Origin of the sequence: Streptomyces sp. NPDC090741, from assembly GCF_044769045.1 — a bacterium.
Lineage (GTDB): Bacteria > Actinomycetota > Actinomycetes > Streptomycetales > Streptomycetaceae > Streptomyces.
Window position 1 is genome coordinate 82,867 of the sequence record NZ_JBIVXF010000020.1, and the last position, 17,941, is coordinate 100,807.

Annotated in this window: 13 protein-coding genes; 3 read left to right on the forward strand and 10 right to left on the reverse strand. The window is 73.6% G+C overall.

Translation table 11 applies throughout. The features are described 5' to 3' along the window. Window positions 1-12: 12 nt before the first annotated feature. The 3 genes from ACIQU4_RS37065 (at window position 13) to ACIQU4_RS37075 (ending at window position 5,893) form a co-directional block, all read left to right on the forward strand. Window positions 13-1,743 (forward strand): cation acetate symporter, encoded by a 1,731-nt coding sequence (locus tag ACIQU4_RS37065; RefSeq protein WP_403740612.1) that lies wholly within the window; start codon window positions 13-15, stop codon window positions 1,741-1,743. Next, window positions 1,740-2,975 (forward strand): histidine kinase, encoded by a 1,236-nt coding sequence (locus ACIQU4_RS37070; RefSeq protein ID WP_403740614.1) that lies wholly within the window; start codon window positions 1,740-1,742, stop codon window positions 2,973-2,975. The genes ACIQU4_RS37065 and ACIQU4_RS37070 overlap by 4 nt, the downstream gene beginning before the upstream one ends. A 95-nt stretch (window positions 2,976-3,070) precedes the next feature. Continuing rightward, window positions 3,071-5,893 (forward strand): ATP-binding protein, encoded by a 2,823-nt coding sequence (locus ACIQU4_RS37075; protein ID WP_403740615.1) that lies wholly within the window; start codon window positions 3,071-3,073, stop codon window positions 5,891-5,893. On the opposite strand, the gene ACIQU4_RS37080 is transcribed toward ACIQU4_RS37075, so the two are convergent. From ACIQU4_RS37080 to ACIQU4_RS37125, 10 genes are all read right to left on the reverse strand, one after another. Beyond that, window positions 5,827-6,408 carry a sigma-70 family RNA polymerase sigma factor gene (locus tag ACIQU4_RS37080; RefSeq protein WP_403740617.1) on the reverse strand — a complete coding sequence of 194 codons (582 nt, stop codon included), beginning with the start codon at window positions 6,406-6,408 and terminating at the stop codon, window positions 5,827-5,829. The genes ACIQU4_RS37075 and ACIQU4_RS37080 overlap by 67 nt on opposite strands. 209 nt (window positions 6,409-6,617) lie before the next feature. Continuing rightward, on the reverse strand, window positions 6,618-8,060 hold the full coding sequence (locus tag ACIQU4_RS37085; protein ID WP_403740619.1) for a GuaB1 family IMP dehydrogenase-related protein: 1,443 nt from the start codon (window positions 8,058-8,060) through the stop codon (window positions 6,618-6,620). Window positions 8,061-8,226: 166 nt separating this feature from the next. Beyond that, window positions 8,227-9,366 (reverse strand): XdhC family protein, encoded by a 1,140-nt coding sequence (locus ACIQU4_RS37090; protein WP_403740622.1) that lies wholly within the window; start codon window positions 9,364-9,366, stop codon window positions 8,227-8,229. Continuing rightward, window positions 9,366-10,691 carry an IS701 family transposase gene (locus ACIQU4_RS37095; protein WP_403740625.1) on the reverse strand — a complete coding sequence of 442 codons (1,326 nt, stop codon included), beginning with the start codon at window positions 10,689-10,691 and terminating at the stop codon, window positions 9,366-9,368. The genes ACIQU4_RS37090 and ACIQU4_RS37095 overlap by 1 nt, the downstream gene beginning before the upstream one ends. Window positions 10,692-10,762: 71 nt before the next feature. Beyond that, the gene (locus ACIQU4_RS37100) at window positions 10,763-11,410 is read right to left on the reverse strand and encodes a TMEM175 family protein (protein WP_403740627.1); all 648 of its coding nucleotides are present in this window, start codon (window positions 11,408-11,410) and stop codon (window positions 10,763-10,765) included. Window positions 11,411-11,547: 137 nt separating this feature from the next. Beyond that, on the reverse strand, window positions 11,548-11,889 hold the full coding sequence (locus ACIQU4_RS37105) for a nuclear transport factor 2 family protein (protein WP_383512019.1): 342 nt from the start codon (window positions 11,887-11,889) through the stop codon (window positions 11,548-11,550). Between the two features lie 15 nt (window positions 11,890-11,904). Further along, entirely contained in the window at window positions 11,905-13,419 is a 1,515-nt protein-coding gene (locus tag ACIQU4_RS37110; protein WP_403740631.1) for an ATP-binding protein, read from the reverse strand. After that, window positions 13,416-14,687 (reverse strand): MFS transporter, encoded by a 1,272-nt coding sequence (locus ACIQU4_RS37115; RefSeq protein ID WP_403740634.1) that lies wholly within the window; start codon window positions 14,685-14,687, stop codon window positions 13,416-13,418. The genes ACIQU4_RS37110 and ACIQU4_RS37115 overlap by 4 nt, the downstream gene beginning before the upstream one ends. A gap of 25 nt (window positions 14,688-14,712) precedes the next feature. Further along, window positions 14,713-15,537: an FAD binding domain-containing protein gene (locus ACIQU4_RS37120; protein ID WP_403740637.1), complete on the reverse strand. Its 825-nt coding sequence runs from the start codon at window positions 15,535-15,537 to the stop codon at window positions 14,713-14,715. Then, window positions 15,534-17,939: a xanthine dehydrogenase family protein molybdopterin-binding subunit gene (locus tag ACIQU4_RS37125; RefSeq protein WP_403740639.1), complete on the reverse strand. Its 2,406-nt coding sequence runs from the start codon at window positions 17,937-17,939 to the stop codon at window positions 15,534-15,536. Before ACIQU4_RS37125 ends, ACIQU4_RS37120 begins: the two co-directional genes overlap by 4 nt. Between the last annotated feature and the right edge of the window lie 2 nt (window positions 17,940-17,941).

Genomic DNA, 17,941 nt, shown 5'->3' on the forward strand with positions numbered 1-17,941 from the left:
GAGGACCGAGCCTTGAACCAGACGTACGCGCTGACCGCGGTCACCGTCGTCGTCCTGGTCACGGTGCTGGTCGGCGCGCTGGGGCTGCGGATATCGCGGACCACCTCCGACTTCTACGTCGCCTCGCGGACGGTGGGGCCCCGGCTCAACGCGGCGGCGATCAGCGGGGAGTACCTCTCCGCGGCCTCCTTCCTCGGAGTGGCCGGGCTGGTGCTGCTGCAGGGGCCCGAGATGCTCTGGTACCCGGTCGGCTACACCGCCGGATACCTGGTGCTGCTGGCGCTGGTGGCGGCCCCGCTGCGGCGCTCGGGGGCGTACACGCTGCCCGACTTCGCCGAGGCCCGGCTGGAGTCGCAGGCGGTGCGCCGGGTCGCGGTCCTGTTCGTGGTGGGGGTGGGCTGGCTGTACCTGCTGCCGCAGCTCCAAGGCGCCGGGCTGACCCTGGAGATCCTGACCGGGGCCCCGCACTGGGTGGGCGGGATGGTCGTCGCGTTCGTGGTGACCGCAGCCGTCGCGGCCGGCGGGATGCGGAGCATCACCTTCGTGCAGGCCTTCCAGTACTGGCTCAAGCTCACCGCACTGCTGGTGCCCGCCTTCTTCCTGCTCGCCGCCTGGGCCGGGGACGGGGCGCCGCGCGCCTCCTTCGACGCCCCGGCGGTCTTCCGCGAGCACACTGCCGTCACGCTCGCCGAGGACGTACGGCTGTCGCTGGACGTGCCGCTGGCGGTGAAGGCCACCGGGCAGGTCGACGGGCGCGGCTACACGGCGGCCCCGCTGACGCTGGAGCCCGGGGAGCACTCCGTACGGGCCGGGGCGCGGCTGGAGTTCGCCCCGGACACCCGGGTTCCGCAGACCCGGGCGAAATCCGGGCGGGACACCGCCCGCTGGTCCGAGCCGATGGACGGGGGCCGGCCGGCGCTCGGCCTGTACGCGACGTACGGGCTGGTGCTGGCCACCTTCCTCGGCACGATGGGCCTGCCCCATGTGGCGGTGCGCTTCTACACGAGCCCGAACGGCCGCGACGCGCGGCGCACCACGCTGGTGGTGCTCGGGCTGCTCGGCTTCTTCTACCTGCTGCCGCCGGTGTACGGGGTGCTCGGCCGGACCTACGCCCCAGAACTCGCCCTCACCGGGGACGCGGACGCGGCGGTGCTGGTGCTGCCGGAGCGGGTGCTGGGCGGGGTGCTCGGCGATCTGCTGGGGGCGCTGGTGGCCGGGGGCGCGTTCGCGGCGTTCCTGTCGACGGCTTCGGGGCTGACCATGGCGGTGGCCGGGGTGCTGCACCAGGACATCCTGGCGACGCGCGGGGTGCGGACGTTCCGGCTCGCGGTGCTGGTGGCGATGCTGGTGCCGCTGGGCGGGAGCGTGCTGCTGACGGACGTGCCGGTGGCGGACGCGGTGGGGCTGGCCTTCGCGGTGTCGGCCTCGTCCTTCTGCCCGCTGCTGGTGCTGGGCATCTGGTGGCGCGGGCTGACCCCGCCGGGCGCCGTGGCCGGGCTGGTCACCGGGGGCGGGGCGGCGCTGGGCGCGGTGCTGGCGACCCGCGCGGGGCTGCCCCCGGCGGGGTGGTTGCACACGCTGATGGCGTGGCCGGCGGCGTGGTCGGTGCCGCTGGGGTTCCTGACGATGGTGCTCGTATCGCTGGCCACCCGGTCGCGGATACCGGCCGGGACGGCGGCGACGCTGGCCCGGCTGCACCTTCCGGAGAGCGTGACCGGGGCCGGTGCGGGCGGTGCTCCATGACCGGAGCGGTGCTCTCGGCCCTCGCGGTGGCGGGCGCGGCCCTGCTGCTGGGCCTGGGCTGGGCCGGCGGCCGGTGGCACGCCCGGCGCGGTGAACGGGCGACCGGCCTGGCCCTCGGCACCCCCGTGGAGCGGGCCACCTTCCACACCCTGCACACCGCCTCGCTGGCCGCTCCCCCGCTGCGCGCCGGGCTCACCGAGGACGCCGCCCGCAAGGCCGCGAAGCGGCTGCGCTCGCTGCTGGGCACGGAGGCGCTGTGCCTCACCGACCGGCAGTCCGTGCTGGCCTGGGACGGGCCGGGCGCCGACCACCACGAGCGGCGGGCGATGGCCCGGGTCGCCGTCATGCTGGACTCCGGCCGCAGCATGAGCGTACGGACGGAGTGCACCCGCCCCGACTGCCCGCTGAAGTGGGCGGTGTTCGCCCCGCTCACCGGTGAGGACGGGGTGCTCGGCGCCCTCGTGGCCTACGGTTCGCGGGAGTCGGCGGTGCTGGTGCGGGCCGCCACGGAGCTGGCCCGCTGGGTCTCCGTCCAGCTGGAGCTCTCCGAGCTGGACCGTTCGCGCACCCGCCTGATGGAGGCGGAGATCAAGGCGCTGCGCGCGCAGATCTCCCCGCACTTCATCTTCAACTCCCTCGCCGCGATCGCCTCGTTCGTCCGCACCGACCCGGAGCGGGCGCGGGACCTGCTGCTGGAGTTCGCCGACTTCACGCGCTACTCCTTCCGGCGGCACGGCGAGTTCACCACGCTCGCCGAGGAGCTGCGGTCCATCGAGCAGTACCTGGCCCTGGCCGGGGCCCGGTTCGGGGACCGGCTGAAGGTGACCCTCCAGGTGGCGCCCGAGGTGCTGCCGGTGGCGCTGCCGTTCCTGTGCCTGCAGCCGCTGGTGGAGAACGCCGTCAAACACGGGCTGGAGGACTCCACCGGGGAGTGCCTGATCACCATCGCCGCCCGGGACTCGGGCGCGGAGGCGGTGATCACCATCGAGGACAACGGGGTCGGCATGGATCCGGCCGTGCTGCGCCGGATCCTGGCCGGTGAGCGCGGCGGCCCCTCGGCGGGCATCGGGCTGACGAACGTGGACGAGCGGATCCGGCAGGTGTACGGGAACGCGTACGGCCCGGTCATCGAGACGGAGGTCGGCGCGGGCATGAAGATCTCCCTGCGGATACCCAAATACCGTGCGGGCGTGCACAGTTCGGGTCCGGGGCAGCAGCAGCCCCGGTATTGACCGGGCCCCGGGCATGCCATCGTGGCCCAGGCGCGGACCGACTGCCGGGGCTTTCCCCGGCGGCAGCCGGGGGACAGTCTGGGAGGTTCGCCGAGGTGCGGGTCGGGCGGGAACAGCAGCGCGAGGAGTTACGGGACTGGGTGCGCGGCGGTGCGCGGGGCCCCGGTGGCCGCCTGGTCGTGGAGGGCGAGCCCGGCGCGGGCCGGACGGCGCACGTGCGCGAGGCGCTGGCCGAGGCGGCCGCGCTGGGCTGCCGGGTGCGCTACGGGGCCGCCGCCCCCTTCACGGCGGAGCTGCCGCTCCGGTCCGCACTGGACTGCCTGCACCCCGAGGGCCCCGACCGGGCGGCCGTGGTCGCCCTGCTCCGGGAGGCCCGGGAGGCGGAGCAGCCCGGCGGGGCGTGGCTCGCCGCCATGGACCTGCTGGTGTCCGGGGTCGAGGGGTGGTGTGCGCGGGGCCCGCTGCTGCTGGTGCTGGACGACGTGCACTGGGCGGACCCGGCCAGCCTGCTGCTGTGGCGGCGCCTGGGCCGGGCGGCGGACCGGCTTCCGCTGCTGTTGGCGGCGACCCGAAGACCGCTGCCCCGGCGTCCCGAGGTGGAACAGCTGTGCGCCGAGCTGGGCGCGGGCCCGGGCGGGCACACCGTACGGCTGGAGCCGCTGACCGGGCCGGAGTCGGCCGAGCTCCTCCACGGGCTGCTGGGCGCACCCCCCGGCCCGCGCCTGCGCCGGGCCGCCGACCAGGCGGGCGGCAATCCCCGCCTCCTGCACGAGCTGGCGGCGCACTGGTCCCGGGCCATCGAGATCACCGCCACCACCGCCGAACTGACCGTCACGGAGGAGGAGTTGCCCGAACCGCCCGGCTCCCTTCCCCGGGGCCTCGGCCACCTCTCCCGCGCCGCCTACACCACCCTGCGGCACGCGGCGCTGCTCGGGCCCGCCTTTACCCCGCGCGAGCTGGCCCTCGTACAGGCCAGGCCCGCCCGCGAGGTGCTGGCCGAGCTGGAGGAGCCGCTGCTCGCCGGGCTGTTGGAGGACACCGGCGAGCAGCTGCGCTTCCGGCATCCCGCGCTGCGCCGGGCCCTGTACGCCGAACTGCCCCGGCCCGCCCGCTCCGCCCTGCACCAGGAGGCGGCCGTGGCCCTCGCCGAGGCCGGGCACGATCCGGCCCGGACCGCCGAACAGCTGCTGGCCGGGGGCGCCTTGGACCGCTGGGCGGTGCACTGGCTGGCGGACTCGGCGCGGGCCCTGATCGCGGCGGCGCCCGGAGCCGCCGCCGAACTGCTGGAGCGGGCCGTGGGCCAGGCCGACCGCGCGGACCGGGACGCCCTGGAGGGGAGCCTGGCGGACGCCGCCCTGATGCTGCGCCGCCCCGAGTCGGCGGAGCTGCTGACCACCCTGCACCGGCGGGCGGCGGATCCCGGGGCCCGGGCGGCGCTGGCCTTCAAGCTGGTGTCGGCGCTGATGATCGAGGGGGACATCGGCCGGGCGCTGGCCGTCACCGAGGACGCGCTGGCGCAGCCGGTCCCCTCCCCCTCGCTCCGGCTGCGGCTGGAGGCCTGCCGGGTCCTGGCCCTGGCCGAACGGGGCTGCCCGGCGCAGGCCCACGTCCTGGCCGTCCCGGTGGTCGCGGAGGCGGCCCGGCTGGGCGATCCGCTGTGCGGGGCGGAGGCCCACCACGCGATGGCCTTCGCCCTGTTCCACCTGGGCCGCGGCCGGGAGTCGCTGCGCCATGTCGCCGAGGGGATCGCCTGGGCCCGGCGGGACCCCGAGGCCAACGACATGCGGCTGCTGCTCCTGGCCAACCAGGCCGAGGGACACGGGCAGTTCGACGAGCCGGAGCCCGTCGCGGCGGCGCTGCGCGAGGCGCGGGAGCTGGCGCTGGCCACCCGCTCGACGGGGCGGCTGGTGGTGACCGAGGCGCTGCACGCCGAGTTCCACTACAGGCTCGGCGACTGGGACGCCGCGCTCGCCGGGGTGGCCCGGGCGGACGGACTGCCCGTCTCGGACGGCTGGCTTCCGGTGGTGGTGCACGGGCTGCGGGCGCTCGTGCGGGGCCACCGGGACGAGCGCGAGGCGGCGCAGGCCGAGCTCGCACTGCTCCCGCCGGCCGCGTTCGCGGCCCCGGCGGCCCGCCGCTACAGCGGGCACGTACTGCTGGCCCGGGCCCTGCTGGCGGAGCGGGCGGGCCGACCGGGCGACGCGGTGCGCGAGCTGCTGCCGGCGCTGGCGGAGGGCCCGGACGAGGCGAGGACGTACGAACGCCCCTGGATGCTGTCGGAGATCGTCCGGCTGTCCCTGGAGTGCGGGGACACGGCCACGGCCCGGGCGGCGGTGGCGGCCTGCGGGCGGACGGCGGCGGCGCTGGCCGAGTACCCGGGCCCGGCTCTGGCGCTGCTGCGCTGCGAGGGCCTGTTCGCGCAGGACCCGCAGTTGCTGGCGCGGGCGCTGGAGCGGGCGGAGCGCAGCGGTCGGCCGCTGGTGCTGGGCCACGCGTGGGAGGACCTGGCGGTGGCCCGGGCCTGGCACGGCGATCTGGCGGCGGCGCGGTCGGCGCTGACGCGTGCGGTGGCCGCGTACGAGGAGCTGGGCGCGCGGTGGGACATCGCGCGGGCCGACGCCCGGCTGCGGAGCCTGGGGGTGCGGCGCGGCAGCCGCTCGGCGCGGCGGCGGGCGGCCAGCGGGTGGGAGGCGCTGACTCCGGCGGAGCTGAAGGTGGCCCTGCTCGTCGCGCAGGGCCGCTCGAACCCGGAGATCGCGAGCGCCCTGTTCCTGTCCGCGCGGACGGTCCAGACGCACGTCTCGCACATCCTGGCGAAGCTCCAGGTCCGCTCGCGGGCGGCGGTGGCGGCTCAGGCGGCGACGCGGCGGTCGGGGCCGGGGCCGGCGCCGGGCCCGACGCCGGGGCCCGGGCCGTAGCCGGGCATGGCATCCCTCAGCGCCCGCAGGGCGTAGTACGTACGGGACTTGACGGTCCCGGCGGGGACGCCGAGCGCTTCGGCCGCCTCGCAGACCGATGCCCCGAGGAAGTAGATCTGTACGAGCACCGCGCGGTGCTCCGGGCTGAGTAATCTCAGCGCGTCGCGCACGTCGAGGACGGTGACGGCCTGTTCGGTGCCGTCGTCGGCGACGGGCGCGTGGGTGTCGAGCGCGTCCGGCCCGACCTCGGCGGGCCGTACCTGGCGGGCCCGCCGGGCGTCGATGGCGAGGCGCCGGCCGACGGTGTAGAGCCAGGGCCGCATGGAGGCGTGGTCGCTCTCCAGCACCTCGGGGTGTTTCCAGGCGCGGAAGAGGGTCTCCTGGAGGAGGTCCTCGGCGCGGTGCCGGTCGCCGAAGGTGAGACCGAGGAGGAAGCCGTAGAGGGCTTTGCCGTGTTCGCTGTGCAGTCGCGCGAGGGCGTGGGCGTCGGTGCGGCGGCAGAGGGTCGTGGTCACGGGGTGCCCCTTCCGGGTCGGATGACCTGAGCGTGACGGACCCGGCGCCCGGAGTTATCCGCCGCATGGCGTATCCGCCCGCCACCTGCGCCGACCGGTCGAACGGCTCGCCGAACGGTTCCCGCCGAACGCCGGTGGCCCCGGGCCACGTCCGCGGAGGACGGGCCCGGGGCCACCGGGAAAGCGGGGAAAGCAGGGAAAAGCGGGGACTAGCTCCAGCTGGCGTGCAGCGGCTTGCCCTCGGCGTAGCCCGCCGCCGACTGGACGCCGACCACGGACTTCTCCTCGAACTCCGCGAGGGAACCCGCGCCCGCGTAGGTGCAGGACGAGCGCACGCCCGCGATGATCGAGTCGATCAGGTCCTCGACGCCCGGGCGGGCCGGGTCCAGGAACATCCGCGAGGTCGAGATGCCCTCCTCGAACAGGCCCTTGCGGGCCCGGTCGTACGCCGACTCCTCGGAGGTGCGGTTCTGCACGGCACGCGCCGACGCCATGCCGAACGACTCCTTGTAGAAGCGCCCGTCGGCGGCCTGCTGGAGGTCGCCCGGGGACTCGTACGTCCCGGCGAACCAGGAGCCGATCATCACGTTGGACGCGCCGGCGGCCAGCGCCATCGCCACGTCGCGCGGGTGGCGGACGCCGCCGTCGGCCCACACGTGCTTGCCGTACTTCTTCGCCTCCGCCGCGCACTCCAGCACCGCGGAGAACTGCGGGCGGCCCACGCCGGTCATCATGCGGGTGGTGCACATGGCGCCGGGGCCCACACCGACCTTGATGATGTCGGCGCCGGCCTCGATGAGGTCCTTGACGCCCTCGGCGGCCACGATGTTGCCCGCCACGATCGGGACCTGCGGGTCCAGCGCGCGCACGGCCTTGATCGCGTTGATCATCGACTCCTGGTGGCCGTGGGCCGTGTCGATGACGAGCGTGTCCACGCCCGCGTCGAGCAGCTGCTTGGCCTTCTGCACGAAGTCGCCGTTGATGCCGACGGCCGCCGCGATGCGCAGCTTGCCGTTCGCGTCGGTGGCCGGGGTGTAAAGGGTCGCGCGCAGCGCGCCCTTGCGGGTGAGGAGGCCGACGAGCCTGCCGTCCTTGTCGACGGCCGGGGCCAGCTTGCGGTGGCCGGCGTCGAGCTTGTTGAAGGCCTCGCGGGGGTCGATGTCGGCGTCGATGAGCAGGAGCTCCCTCGACATGACCTCGGAGAGCTGGGTGAAGCGGTCCACGCCGGTCAGGTCGTGGTCGGTGACCACGCCGACCGGGCGGCCGTCGGCGTCGACGACGACACCGGCGCCGTGCGCCCGCTTCGGCAGCAGGGACAGCGCGTCGGCGACGGTCTGGGTGGGCGCCAGGGTGATCGGGGTGTCGAGCACGTGGTGGCGGGTCTTCACCCAGGAGATGACGTCGGTGACGACATCGATGGGGATGTCCTGCGGGATGACCACGATGCCGCCGCGGCGGGCGACCGTCTCGGCCATGCGGCGGCCCGCGATGGCGGTCATGTTCGCCACGACGAGCGGAATGGTGGTGCCGGTGCCGTCCGGCGAGGACAGGTCCACGCCCTGGCGGGAACCGACCGCGGAGCGGCTCGGCACCATGAACACATCGTCGTACGTCAGGTCGTACGGCGGCTTCTGGTCATTGAGGAAACGCACGTGCTGAACATCCCAGTCGATCGAAGGATCCGGCTGCGGCCCCGGCGGGCGGCCGAGGAAACGCACGTACTTCATTCTCCCATGGCCCGGGATTAATGCCGCCCGGGCCGATCGTCCAGGACATACCGGGCCCGGTGGTCTGTTCCTACGGGACCGTCGGCCGTTCCTACGGGACTTTGGTCCTCTCCCGGTGCACCGGACCGGGCCGGTGCGCCAGGGGCAGGATCGATCCTCCGTACCGGGCCGCCGTGAACTCGGCGGCGATCGACAGGGCCGTCTCCTCGGGCGTGGCGCCGCCGAGGTCCAGTCCGATGGGCGAGCGCAGGCGGGCGAGCGCCGACCGCGGCACCCCCTCCTCGCGCAGCCGCTGCTCGCGCGCGGCGTGGGTGCGCCGCGATCCCATGGCTCCGACGTAGCCGAGCGGCAGCCGCAGGGCGAGGGCCAGCAGGGGTACGTCGAATTTGGCGTCGTGGGTGAGGACGCAGACCGCCGTACGGGAGTCCACCCGGCCCGCCTCCCACTCCGCGGCCAGGTGCCGGTACGGCCAGTCCACGACCACCTCGTCGGCGTCGGGGAAGCGGGCCGGCGTCGCGAAGACGGGCCGGGCGTCGCAGACGGTGACCCGGTGCCCCAGGAAGGCGCCGATCCGGGCGAGGGCGGCGGCGAAGTCGATGGCACCGTAGACGATCAGCCGGGGCGGTTCGGCGGCCGATTCGACGAGCAGTGTCAGCGGCTGCCCGCACAGCCCGCCGGCGGTGCCGAGTTCGGCCGTCCCGGTGCGCCCGGCCAGCAGCAGGTCCCGTACGTGCACGGCGGCGGCCCGGTCCAGGGCCGCGCCCCCGCCCAGGCAGCCCTCGTACGATCCGTCGGGGTGGACGGCGAGCGCCCGGCCGAGCTGCGGCGGCGGGCCGGAGACCACCCGGGCCAGCGCGGCCCGGGCCCCGCCTGCGGCGGCCTCCAGCACGGAGCCGAGGACGGGCCGCACCGGATCGTGCCCGCGCACCGGGGTGACCAGCACGTCCAGGACTCCACCGCAGGTCAGGCCGACGGCGAAGGCGTCGTCGTCGCTGTATCCGAAGCGGTGCACGCCGCCTTCGCCGGAGGCGATGGCGGCGAGGCACAGCTCGTGCACGGCGGATTCCACGCAGCCGCCCGAGATGGAGCCGAGCGCGGTGCCGCCGGCGTCGACGGCGAGCGAGGCGCCCGGGCCGCGCGGCGCGCTCCCGGTCACGGCGACCACGGTGGCCAGGGCGAATTCCCGGTGCGCGGAACACCACGCGCGTAGTTCCTCGGCGATGTCGAGCATCAGCGGATGTACTCGCGTCTCGCGCTCTGGCCGGGGATCAGCGGCCGCGGCGGCAGCACCGGCGGGCCGGTCCGCGGCACGGCTCCGGGCGCCCCGGTGCGCAGCCGGGGCGCCGGCGCCCCGCCGATCGCGGGCCGGCCGGGCGGGGGGAATCCGTCGGGGACCCGGCCCCGGGCGCTGAGCAGCTTCGACGCGTGGGCGACGCTCGCGAGCGTGGCGTGGTGGTGCCAGCCACGGAAGGAGCGGCCCTCGAAATCACGGATGCCTACGGGTTCGCAGGTCTCGGTGAAATCGAGGGATACCCGGTCGGTGAGTTTGGCGAGCAGGAAGAGCTGGGCCAGCGGCCGGTCCCCGATGTTGGTGATCCAGAACTCGGAGGGCAGCAGGGCGGCTTCGGTCCAGGCGCCGACGAGCAGCAGCGGGGTGGGCGGCATCGGTACGGGGCGGTCCTCGCCGGGGGTCGCGAGGATGGCGGCCGAGGTCAGCAGGGTCACTGCCCCTTCGGCGCGGCCGTGCCGGGTCCATTCCACGACGCGCCGCTGGGAGCGCAGGGAGTCGATGAGTTCGCGGGCGGGAGCGGTGTGCGGTCCGGGCTTGTGCCGGCCGGCGCCGCCGAAGGAGACGGGCAGCGAGCCGTCGACCTTGAAGACGAAGGGGATGTCCTGCAGGGCGAAGGACTCGATGCTCTGCGGGATGTCGGTGTTGGCGACCTCCATCACCACGGGCCGGCGCTGGAGCTGCCAGGTGGCGGCCATCCGCTGGACGGCGTGTACGGCGTCCTGGGCGGGGGTGAGCGAGCGGGCGGTGTCGGGGATGCCGGCCCGCCGGCGGCGCATCAGCTCGTTCGTCCAGGGCCCCGGGAGGGTGAGGGTCCATTCGACGGGGAAGCTGGCCTCGCTGGAGGCGAGCCAGATGCCGCTGGCCTGCTGACAGTTGGCGGTGCGGCCGAGCTGGGGGACGAACTGCCGGCCGACCCCGACGGAGCGGTCGCCGGCCTTCTCTATGACCATGGGCTGGACCACCCAGGCCAGCGGGCGCTGGGCGGTGCGTTCGAGGTACTGGGCGAGGGAGCGGCGCACCGGTGTCCAGTCCCACGGCGACTTGCTGATGAACTGCTGGAGGCTCTGCTCGACGGAACTGGCCCCGGTTCCGGCGATGTTACGGATTGTTTTCTTCCCGTTGGTCCGCACGAGGCCGTTGAGATAAACGCGGGCCCAGTTTCGCTGGTCCCGCCGGGGTAAGGATTCGAAGAAAAGAGAGATCAGGACATCGATCAATTCGGAGATTTCCTTGGTGGATTCCTCCGGCAGGACTGCGCGAGCCATCTGGGCCTCCCCCGCGACCACTAGATCCAATACCCTACTTGACCGTACTGAGCGGCCGTAGGCCCCCGCGGCTACTTCCTGAGGTCGCTCGCAGATTCGAGCCGCTCTTCCTCTACCACGAGGGGGATGGGGATCTGGTTCGCCGCATAGTAGAGCGCGATCAGGAAGTGTGTGGCGAGAGTGAGGGGAGCGGAGAAGAAGGACAGGAGAACGGTCAAGGGGTAGGCCACGGCGCCGAGGCCGAAGCGCACGCGGGTGGCCCGGGCGCCTTCCTTGTCCACCCGCTCGTGGAACAGGTGGCCGACCCGCGTGACGTACCACCAGAAGGCCAGGAACGCCAGCGCGTAGGCGACGGTGACCGAACTGTAGAGGACCGCGGCGGCGTTGGCGGAGCCGCCCTCCTCGACGAGGTGCTCGGCGAGCACGGTGGTGGTGTAGGGAATCACCGATACCACCATCAGCACCAGGAGATTCAGGAACAACAGCGGCCGGTCCACCCGCTTCAGGTGACTGAAGATGGTGTGGTGATTCACCCACATCACGCCGATGATGAGGAAACTCACCACGTATGCGGCATAGTGCGGCCACTGTTCCGACACCCCGTGCCAGAAGTCCGATCCCTTTTCCTCCGGAACCTTGAGTTCCAGGACCAGAATCGTGATGACGATGGCGAATACACCGTCACTGAATGCCTCGACACGTCCGGTTTCGCGTTCCATGACCTCCCCTTTGCCATTTCACAAGCCGAGCCGAGCCGAGCCGGGCCGAGCCCGGGTCCCGGTCACCGGAAGGGCTTGTACGTGCGGGGAGGGCGCTGCCTCCGCCCTCCCCGCACACGCTACCCAGATATCGTTGGTCAGCCGCCGAAACCGGCGGTCTGGCGCCAGATCCGGCCATCGCGGACCACGAGTGTCCCGAACGCGTGCTCCGGTTCGCCGTTCAGGTTCATGATCGCGCGGTAGAAGATCGTGTCCTCGGTCTCGATGTACTCCTGGAGCTCCACCAGGGTCGGCTTCACCGTCAGGTAGCCCGTGAACGTCTCGCGCACGGCGTCGATGCCGACGGAGACCCCCTCGAAGCGCAGCAGCACCGCGTCGTCGGTGTAGTTCTTCATGACCGCCTCGATGTCCAGGGCGGCCAGCGCCTCCATCTGGCGGACGAACACCGGGTGGAGCTTGGAGATGTCGTACTTGGCCATGTCGACTCCGTTCTTTCAACTGGTGGTGGAGTGGTTGGAGCTGGCTTCATCAGGTGTTTCGGCGCAGGCGGCGGCCGCGGTGAGCGGCAGCCGGACGACCATCCGGGTCTCGCCGGGACGCGAGCGGGCGGTGATCGAGCCGTGGTGGCGCTGGGTCACGATGCGATAGCTGAGGTGCAGTCCGAGGCCCGTGCCCTTGCCCACGTCCTTGGTCGTGTAGAAGGGTTCGAAGATCCGCGGCAGGGAGCCCTCGGGGATGCCCCGCCCGGTGTCGGCGATCTCCACGACCAGGCACACGCCTTCGGCGCGCACCCGCAGGGTGAGGGTGCCGGCGCCCTCCATGGCCTCGGCGGAGTTGTCGACCAGGTTGGTCCACACCTGGTTCAACTCGCTGGGATAGCCCGTCAGTTCGGGCAGATCCGGTTCGTACTCACGCACGACGGTGATCCCGGAGAGCTTGGCACGCAGGACGACCAGCGTGTTCTCGATCCCGTCGGCCACCGCGAAGCGCTGTTCGGGCGCCCGGTCGAGATTGGCGTAATCCCGGGTGGCGGCGACGAGTTGGGAGATCCTGGGGCCGGCCGCCCGCAGCTCCGCGGCGAGCGAGCGGATCTCCAGCAGGGCCGCCAGGTGGTCGAGGGCGGCGGGCAGGGCCGGCTCCCCGACCCCTTCCAGACGCTCCAGCAGCCAGCCCAGTTCCAGTCCGAGGTCCGAGATCCCCGAGCCGAGCAGCCCGGGCCGCTCGGTGCCCGCCTCCTCGGCCCAGTCGGCGATCTCCTCCTCGGCGTCGGCCTGGGCGAACGGATCGGTGGTGACCGGCGGCGGCAGCTTGTCGAGCTCCTCGGCCAGCCGGTCGAATACGGAGCGCTCCGCGCCCGTCGCCGCGGCACCCCAGGCCTGGGCGGTCCGCGTGAGGCCCTCCAGGGCCGGCGTCAGCTCCTGCGCGGCCCGGGCCACGGCGGCCGCCGGGTTGTTCAGCTCGTGCGCGAGGCCGGCGGCAAGGGTGCCGAGCGCCTCGACGGTGGCCCGCTTGCGGGCCTGCACCTCCGAGGACTTGATCCGCCAGGCCAGCACCGGGATCAGGACGGCCGCCACCCCGTGGCAGCGGGTCAGCATCTCGAAGAACACCGGCTTCGGGTAGGCGACGACGGTGGTCGCCGGCCCGCTCGCGGCGGCGGTGGCCACGTACGCGCCGTCCGTCAGCAGCGGCAGCTCGCCGGTGAAGCGGTGCGCGGCGGAGGGCTTGCCGTCGTGCTCCTCGGCGGCGGCGCTCTCCTCCTCCGTGGAGTGCCGGGTCAGCACCTCCTCGCGGCCGTCGACGACCTTGGTGACCACCAGCCCGCCCGCGAGCAGGACGTGGAAGCCGGTGGCCTCCTCGCCGTCCCGGAACAGGACCTCCCCGTCGCCGAGGACCCGCGGCTCGGATACGGAGACCAGCCAGTCCAGCTGGTCCTCCGTGAGTCCGGCGAAGATCTCCAGCCCGAGCAGGGCCGACCGCAGCTCCGCGGTGCTCATGTCGGCAGCCTTCATGTCGTGCTCCCTTCGGCCCGGGTGCGGGCGGCCAGCCGCAGTGTGACGAACAGGGCCAGCGCGCACACCCCGGCGACGGCGGCCATGAAGCCGACCGAGGTGCGGTGCAGACCGTGGATGTTGGTGAGCATTCCGGCGAGGACCGCCGGCACGCTCATCGCGAGGTACGCGAAGACGTAGACGGCGGCGGTCAGTTCGCCGCGGTGCGCCGGGTCGGCGAGCGCGCTCAGCGCCCGGAAGGAGCCGAGGAACGCCGCGCCCCAGCCGCCGCCGAGGACGGCGGTGCCCACGAGGAACACGGGGGCCGAGCGGAGGCCCAGCGCGAGCAGGACCAGGCCCAGCCCGGCCAGCAGCCCGCACAGGCCCAGGACGGCGGTGCGCAGGGCCTCGACGCGGCCCAGCAGCAGTTGGGCCGCGGTGGCGGCGCCCGCGAGCAGGGCCACCGTGGCCCCGCCGACCAGGTAGTTGGAGCTGTCGAGCAGCGAGAGGGCCAGGTGCGGCCCGAGCGAGAGGTAGAAGCCGCCGACGGACCAGACGGCGACGATGGTCAGGACCAGGACCGCGAACCGGCCCCGTACGGCGGCCGGTACGTGGATCCGGCGGGCGCTGATCCGCACCCGGCCGCCGGAACGTGCCTCGGGAGCGCTCTCACGCATCCTGAACACCCCCACCAGCGTGACCGCGAAGGCGGCGACCAGCAGCAGGTAGCTGAGCACCGTCGGGGCGGGTGCGTACTGGACGAGCAGCCCGGCCCCGATCCCGCCGAGCCCGATCCCCACCGTCGGCCCCGCGCTGTTGACCTGGGCGCCGAGCGCCGGCCGCGAGCGCGGGGCGAGTTCGAGCAGGGCGGCGCCCATCGCCCCGGTGGCCAGGCCCACCGCGAGGCCCTGCACCGCGCGGGCGGCGAGCAGCAGCCCGAGCCCCTGCGCCCCGGCGAACAGCCCCATGGAGACGATCGCCAGGACCAGGCCGACGCCCAGCACGGGGCGCCGGCCCAGCGTGTCCGAGAGGGACCCGAACAGCAGGAGCCCGATCAGCACGGTGACGGCGTACAGGGCGAAGACCACCGTGATCATGCCGGAGGACAGGCCCCATCTCTGCTGGTAGAGCACGTAGAGGGCGGAGGGTACGGACGAGGAGAGCATCAGCAGGACGAGCACCGCCCCGACCACCCAGAAGCCGGAGCCTCTGGGGGCCGCGGCCGCCTGGGCGGCCGGACCGGCCGGTCCGGCCGGAACCCCCGTGGTCGTCCTGGACAATTCGGCCACTGCGTCAACTCCCCGTGGTGGGCGGTCAGGCGAGGGCCTGGTCTGCCCTCTGCAGCGCGCGGGCGGCGAGCACCCCCGCGAGGTGGCCGAGGTACTCGGCCGAGGTGCCGCGCCCGGGGACGAACAGCTCCCTGGGCTCGGCACGGAAGGCCGCGAGCACGGCCTCCGTCGTGTACGGGCCCCCGCGCAGCCGGTCTTCGACCCCGCGCAGCCGCAGCGGGCGGGCGGTGGCCCCGGTGACCGCGATGCGCGGCCCGTCGGGGGTGATCCGTACGGCGGTGGCGCACACCGGGTAGCGGGTGGCCCGGTCGGCGGTCTTCTCGAAGGCGGCGGCCCGCCCGGCGGCGGGCACCAGCAGTGCGGTGACCACGGCCCCGGCCGGCGCCCCGGAGACCGCGAACTCCTCGGCGGGCACGGTCCAGCGCCCGCCCGGTCCGGCCAGTTCGACCAGGGCGTCCGCGGCGATGGCCGCGACCGGCAGGTCGGTGGCGCGCCCTGCGGCGGCGAGGTTCCCGCCGGCCGTGCCGAGGTTGCGCACCTGGGGGTCCCCGTTGGCCCGGGCGGCGGCCGCCAGTTCCGGGGCCTCGGCCAGGACGGCCGCGTGGCCCGCCAGCTCGGCGAGCGTGGTCAGCGCGCCGATCCGGATCATGGCGGCGGTCCGCTCGATGCCGCGGAGCTCTTCGAGGTGGCGTACGTCGACGAGCAGCCGGGCGGTGTCCTCCCCCGTGCGCAGCCCGGGCAGCAGGCTCTGGCCGCCGGCCAGCACCCGGGCGCCCCGGGTGCCGGAGAGCAGGGTCAGGGCCTCTTCGAGGCCGACGGGCCGGACGTAGTCGAACTCGGCGAGGATCACTGGGCTTCCCCTCTCAGGCGGCGCCAGACCTTCTCGGGGGTGAGCGGCATGTCGATGTGCTGTACGCCCAGGTCGGACAGGGCGTCGACGACCGCGTTGACGACGGCCGCGGCGGGCGGCACGGTGGCGATCTCGCCGGCGCCCTTGGCGCCCAGCGGGTTGTGCGGGCTCGGCGTGGTGGTCTTGTCGAGCGTGAAGAACGGCACGTCCGCGGCGCGCGGCAGGGCGTACTTGGTCAGGTCCGAGCTGAGCAGCAGGCCCTGTTCGTCGTATACGGCGGCCTCCATCAGCGCCTGGCCCAGGCCGTGCGTGATGCTGCCCTCGATCTGCCCGAGGACGATCTTCGGGTTGCCGATGTTTCCGGCGTCGTCGACGGCGGTGTAGGCCACCACCTCGGTCTCGCCGGTGAGTTCGTCGACCTCGACGACCGCCACGTGCGTGCCGAAGGGGTAGTTGAAGTCCGGCGGGTCGAAGTGGGTGGTCTCGTCGAGGGCCGGTTCGATCTCGTGGGGCAGCCCCCAGCCGTACCACATGGCCATCGCCAGCTCGGCGAAGGTCTTGGTGTTCTCCTCGTTGCCGTCCTCGTAGACCTTGCCGCCCGCGTAGACGACCTTTTCCTCGGGGACGCCGAGGAACACGGCCCCGGCCTTGACCAGCTTGGCCTTGATCTTCCGGGCGGTGAGGGCGACGGCGGGCGCGGCCATGCTGTAGGAGCGCGAGCCGTACGTGCCCTGCCCGTACGGGGCCTTGAGCGTGTCCCCCTCGTACACCTGGACCAGGGCCGGGTCGATGCCGAGCTCGTCGGCGGCGACCTGCGCGAAGACCGTGTGGTGGCTCTGGCCGGTGGAGGCGGAGCCGACGGTGACGGTGACCTCGCCGGTCGGGTGGACGCGGATGTTCGCGCTCTCCCAGGTGCCGCCGAGCATGCCCTCCTTGGACATCCTGGTGGAGGGGCCGACCCCGCAGATGGCCACGTAGGTGGCGATGCCCACGCCGAGCCGCTTGCCGCGGGTGCGGGCCTCGGCCTTGCGGGCGGGCATGTCGGCGTAGCCCGACAGCTCCATCGCCTTGTCGAAGTTGACCTGGTAGTCCCCGGAGTCGTACGTCCAGCCGAGGCCGTTGTCGTACGGGAACTTCTCGTTCGGCACGAGGTTCTTGCGCCGGACGGCGGCCGGGTCCATACCGATCTCGGAGGCGAACCGGTCGACGAGCCGCTCCATCAGGAAGGCCGCCTCGGCGCGCCCGCTGCCGCGCTGGGCGCCGAGCGAGACGGTGTTGGTGAACGCGGCGTACACCTCGCAGAAGGCGGCCGGGATGTCGTACATGCCGCTGATGGAGCGGCCCATCAGGGCGGTGGCGACACCGGGGCCGATGGTGGAGGGGTACGCGCCGAGGTTGGCGTAGCTGGTGGCCCACAGGCCCGTCATCCGGCCGTCGCGGGTGCCGGCGAGCACCACGTGCTGGCGGTGGTCGCGGCCCTGGACGGTGGAATTCATCAGCCCGGTGCGGGTGTCCACCCATTTCACGGGCCGGCCGAGCGCCTTGGAGAGCAGGAGGACCAGCGCCATGTCGGGGTACAGGTACCCCTTGGTGCCGAAGCTGCCGCCGACGGTCGGGGCGATCACCCGGAGCTTGTTGAACGGGATGCCGAGGACCAGCGCGGCGAGCAGGAAGCGGTGGTTGTGCGGGCCCTGGGTGGAGGCGTACAGCGTGTACTCGTCGGTGGCGGCGTTGTAGTCGCCGACCGCACCGCGCGGCTCGATGGGGCTGTTGATGGTGCGCTGGTTGACCAGGTCCAGCTCCACCTTGACCTCGGCCTCGGCGAGGGCCGCTTCGGTGCGTTCCTTTTCGCCGCAGGTCCAGTACGCGTTCAGGTTGCCCGGTACGGCCTCGTGCAGCTGGGGCGCGCCCTCGGCGAGTGCCGCGTCGGCCCGGGTGACCACGGGCAGCGGTTCGTACTCGACGGCGATGGCGGCCAGGGCGGCGGTGGCCTGGCGCGGGGTCTCGGCGACGACGACGGCGATCGGGTCGCCGACGTGCCGGACGGTGTCGCCGGTCAGGACCGGGCGGGCGCCGGGAAGTCCGTACGGGTGGGGCGGGAAGTGGCTCTCGACCCCGCCGGGGATCCAGATGCAGGGCAGCGGCATCACGTCGGTGAAATCGGCCGCGGTGGCCACCTTCAGCACGCCGGGCATCTGCTCCGCGGCCTTGGTCTCGATGGAGAGGATCTTCGCGTGGGCCACCGGGCTGCCGAGGATCGCCATGTGGGCGGTGCCCGGCAGGTCGATGTCGGCCACGTACTTCGCCTCGCCGCGCAGCAGCTGCGGATCCTCGCGGGCGTCCAGCGGCTGGCCGAGCAGGCCCGATCCCTGGAGGGGTGCCTCCCCCGTCACTGCGGTCATCT

Excerpts from the sequence above, each read along its gene's own strand:
- ACIQU4_RS37070 (WP_403740614.1), top strand. The coding sequence starts at position 1,740 with ATGACCGGAGCGGTGCTCTCGGCCCTCGCGGTGGCGGGCGCGGCCCTG.
- ACIQU4_RS37090 (WP_403740622.1), bottom strand. The coding sequence starts at position 9,366 with ATGCTCGACATCGCCGAGGAACTACGCGCGTGGTGTTCCGCGCACCGG.
- ACIQU4_RS37095 (WP_403740625.1), bottom strand. The coding sequence starts at position 10,691 with ATGGCTCGCGCAGTCCTGCCGGAGGAATCCACCAAGGAAATCTCCGAA.
- ACIQU4_RS37100 (WP_403740627.1), bottom strand. The coding sequence starts at position 11,410 with ATGGAACGCGAAACCGGACGTGTCGAGGCATTCAGTGACGGTGTATTC.
- ACIQU4_RS37105 (WP_383512019.1), bottom strand. The coding sequence starts at position 11,889 with ATGGCCAAGTACGACATCTCCAAGCTCCACCCGGTGTTCGTCCGCCAG.
- ACIQU4_RS37110 (WP_403740631.1), bottom strand. The coding sequence starts at position 13,419 with ATGAAGGCTGCCGACATGAGCACCGCGGAGCTGCGGTCGGCCCTGCTC.
- ACIQU4_RS37125 (WP_403740639.1), bottom strand. The coding sequence starts at position 17,939 with ATGACCGCAGTGACGGGGGAGGCACCCCTCCAGGGATCGGGCCTGCTC.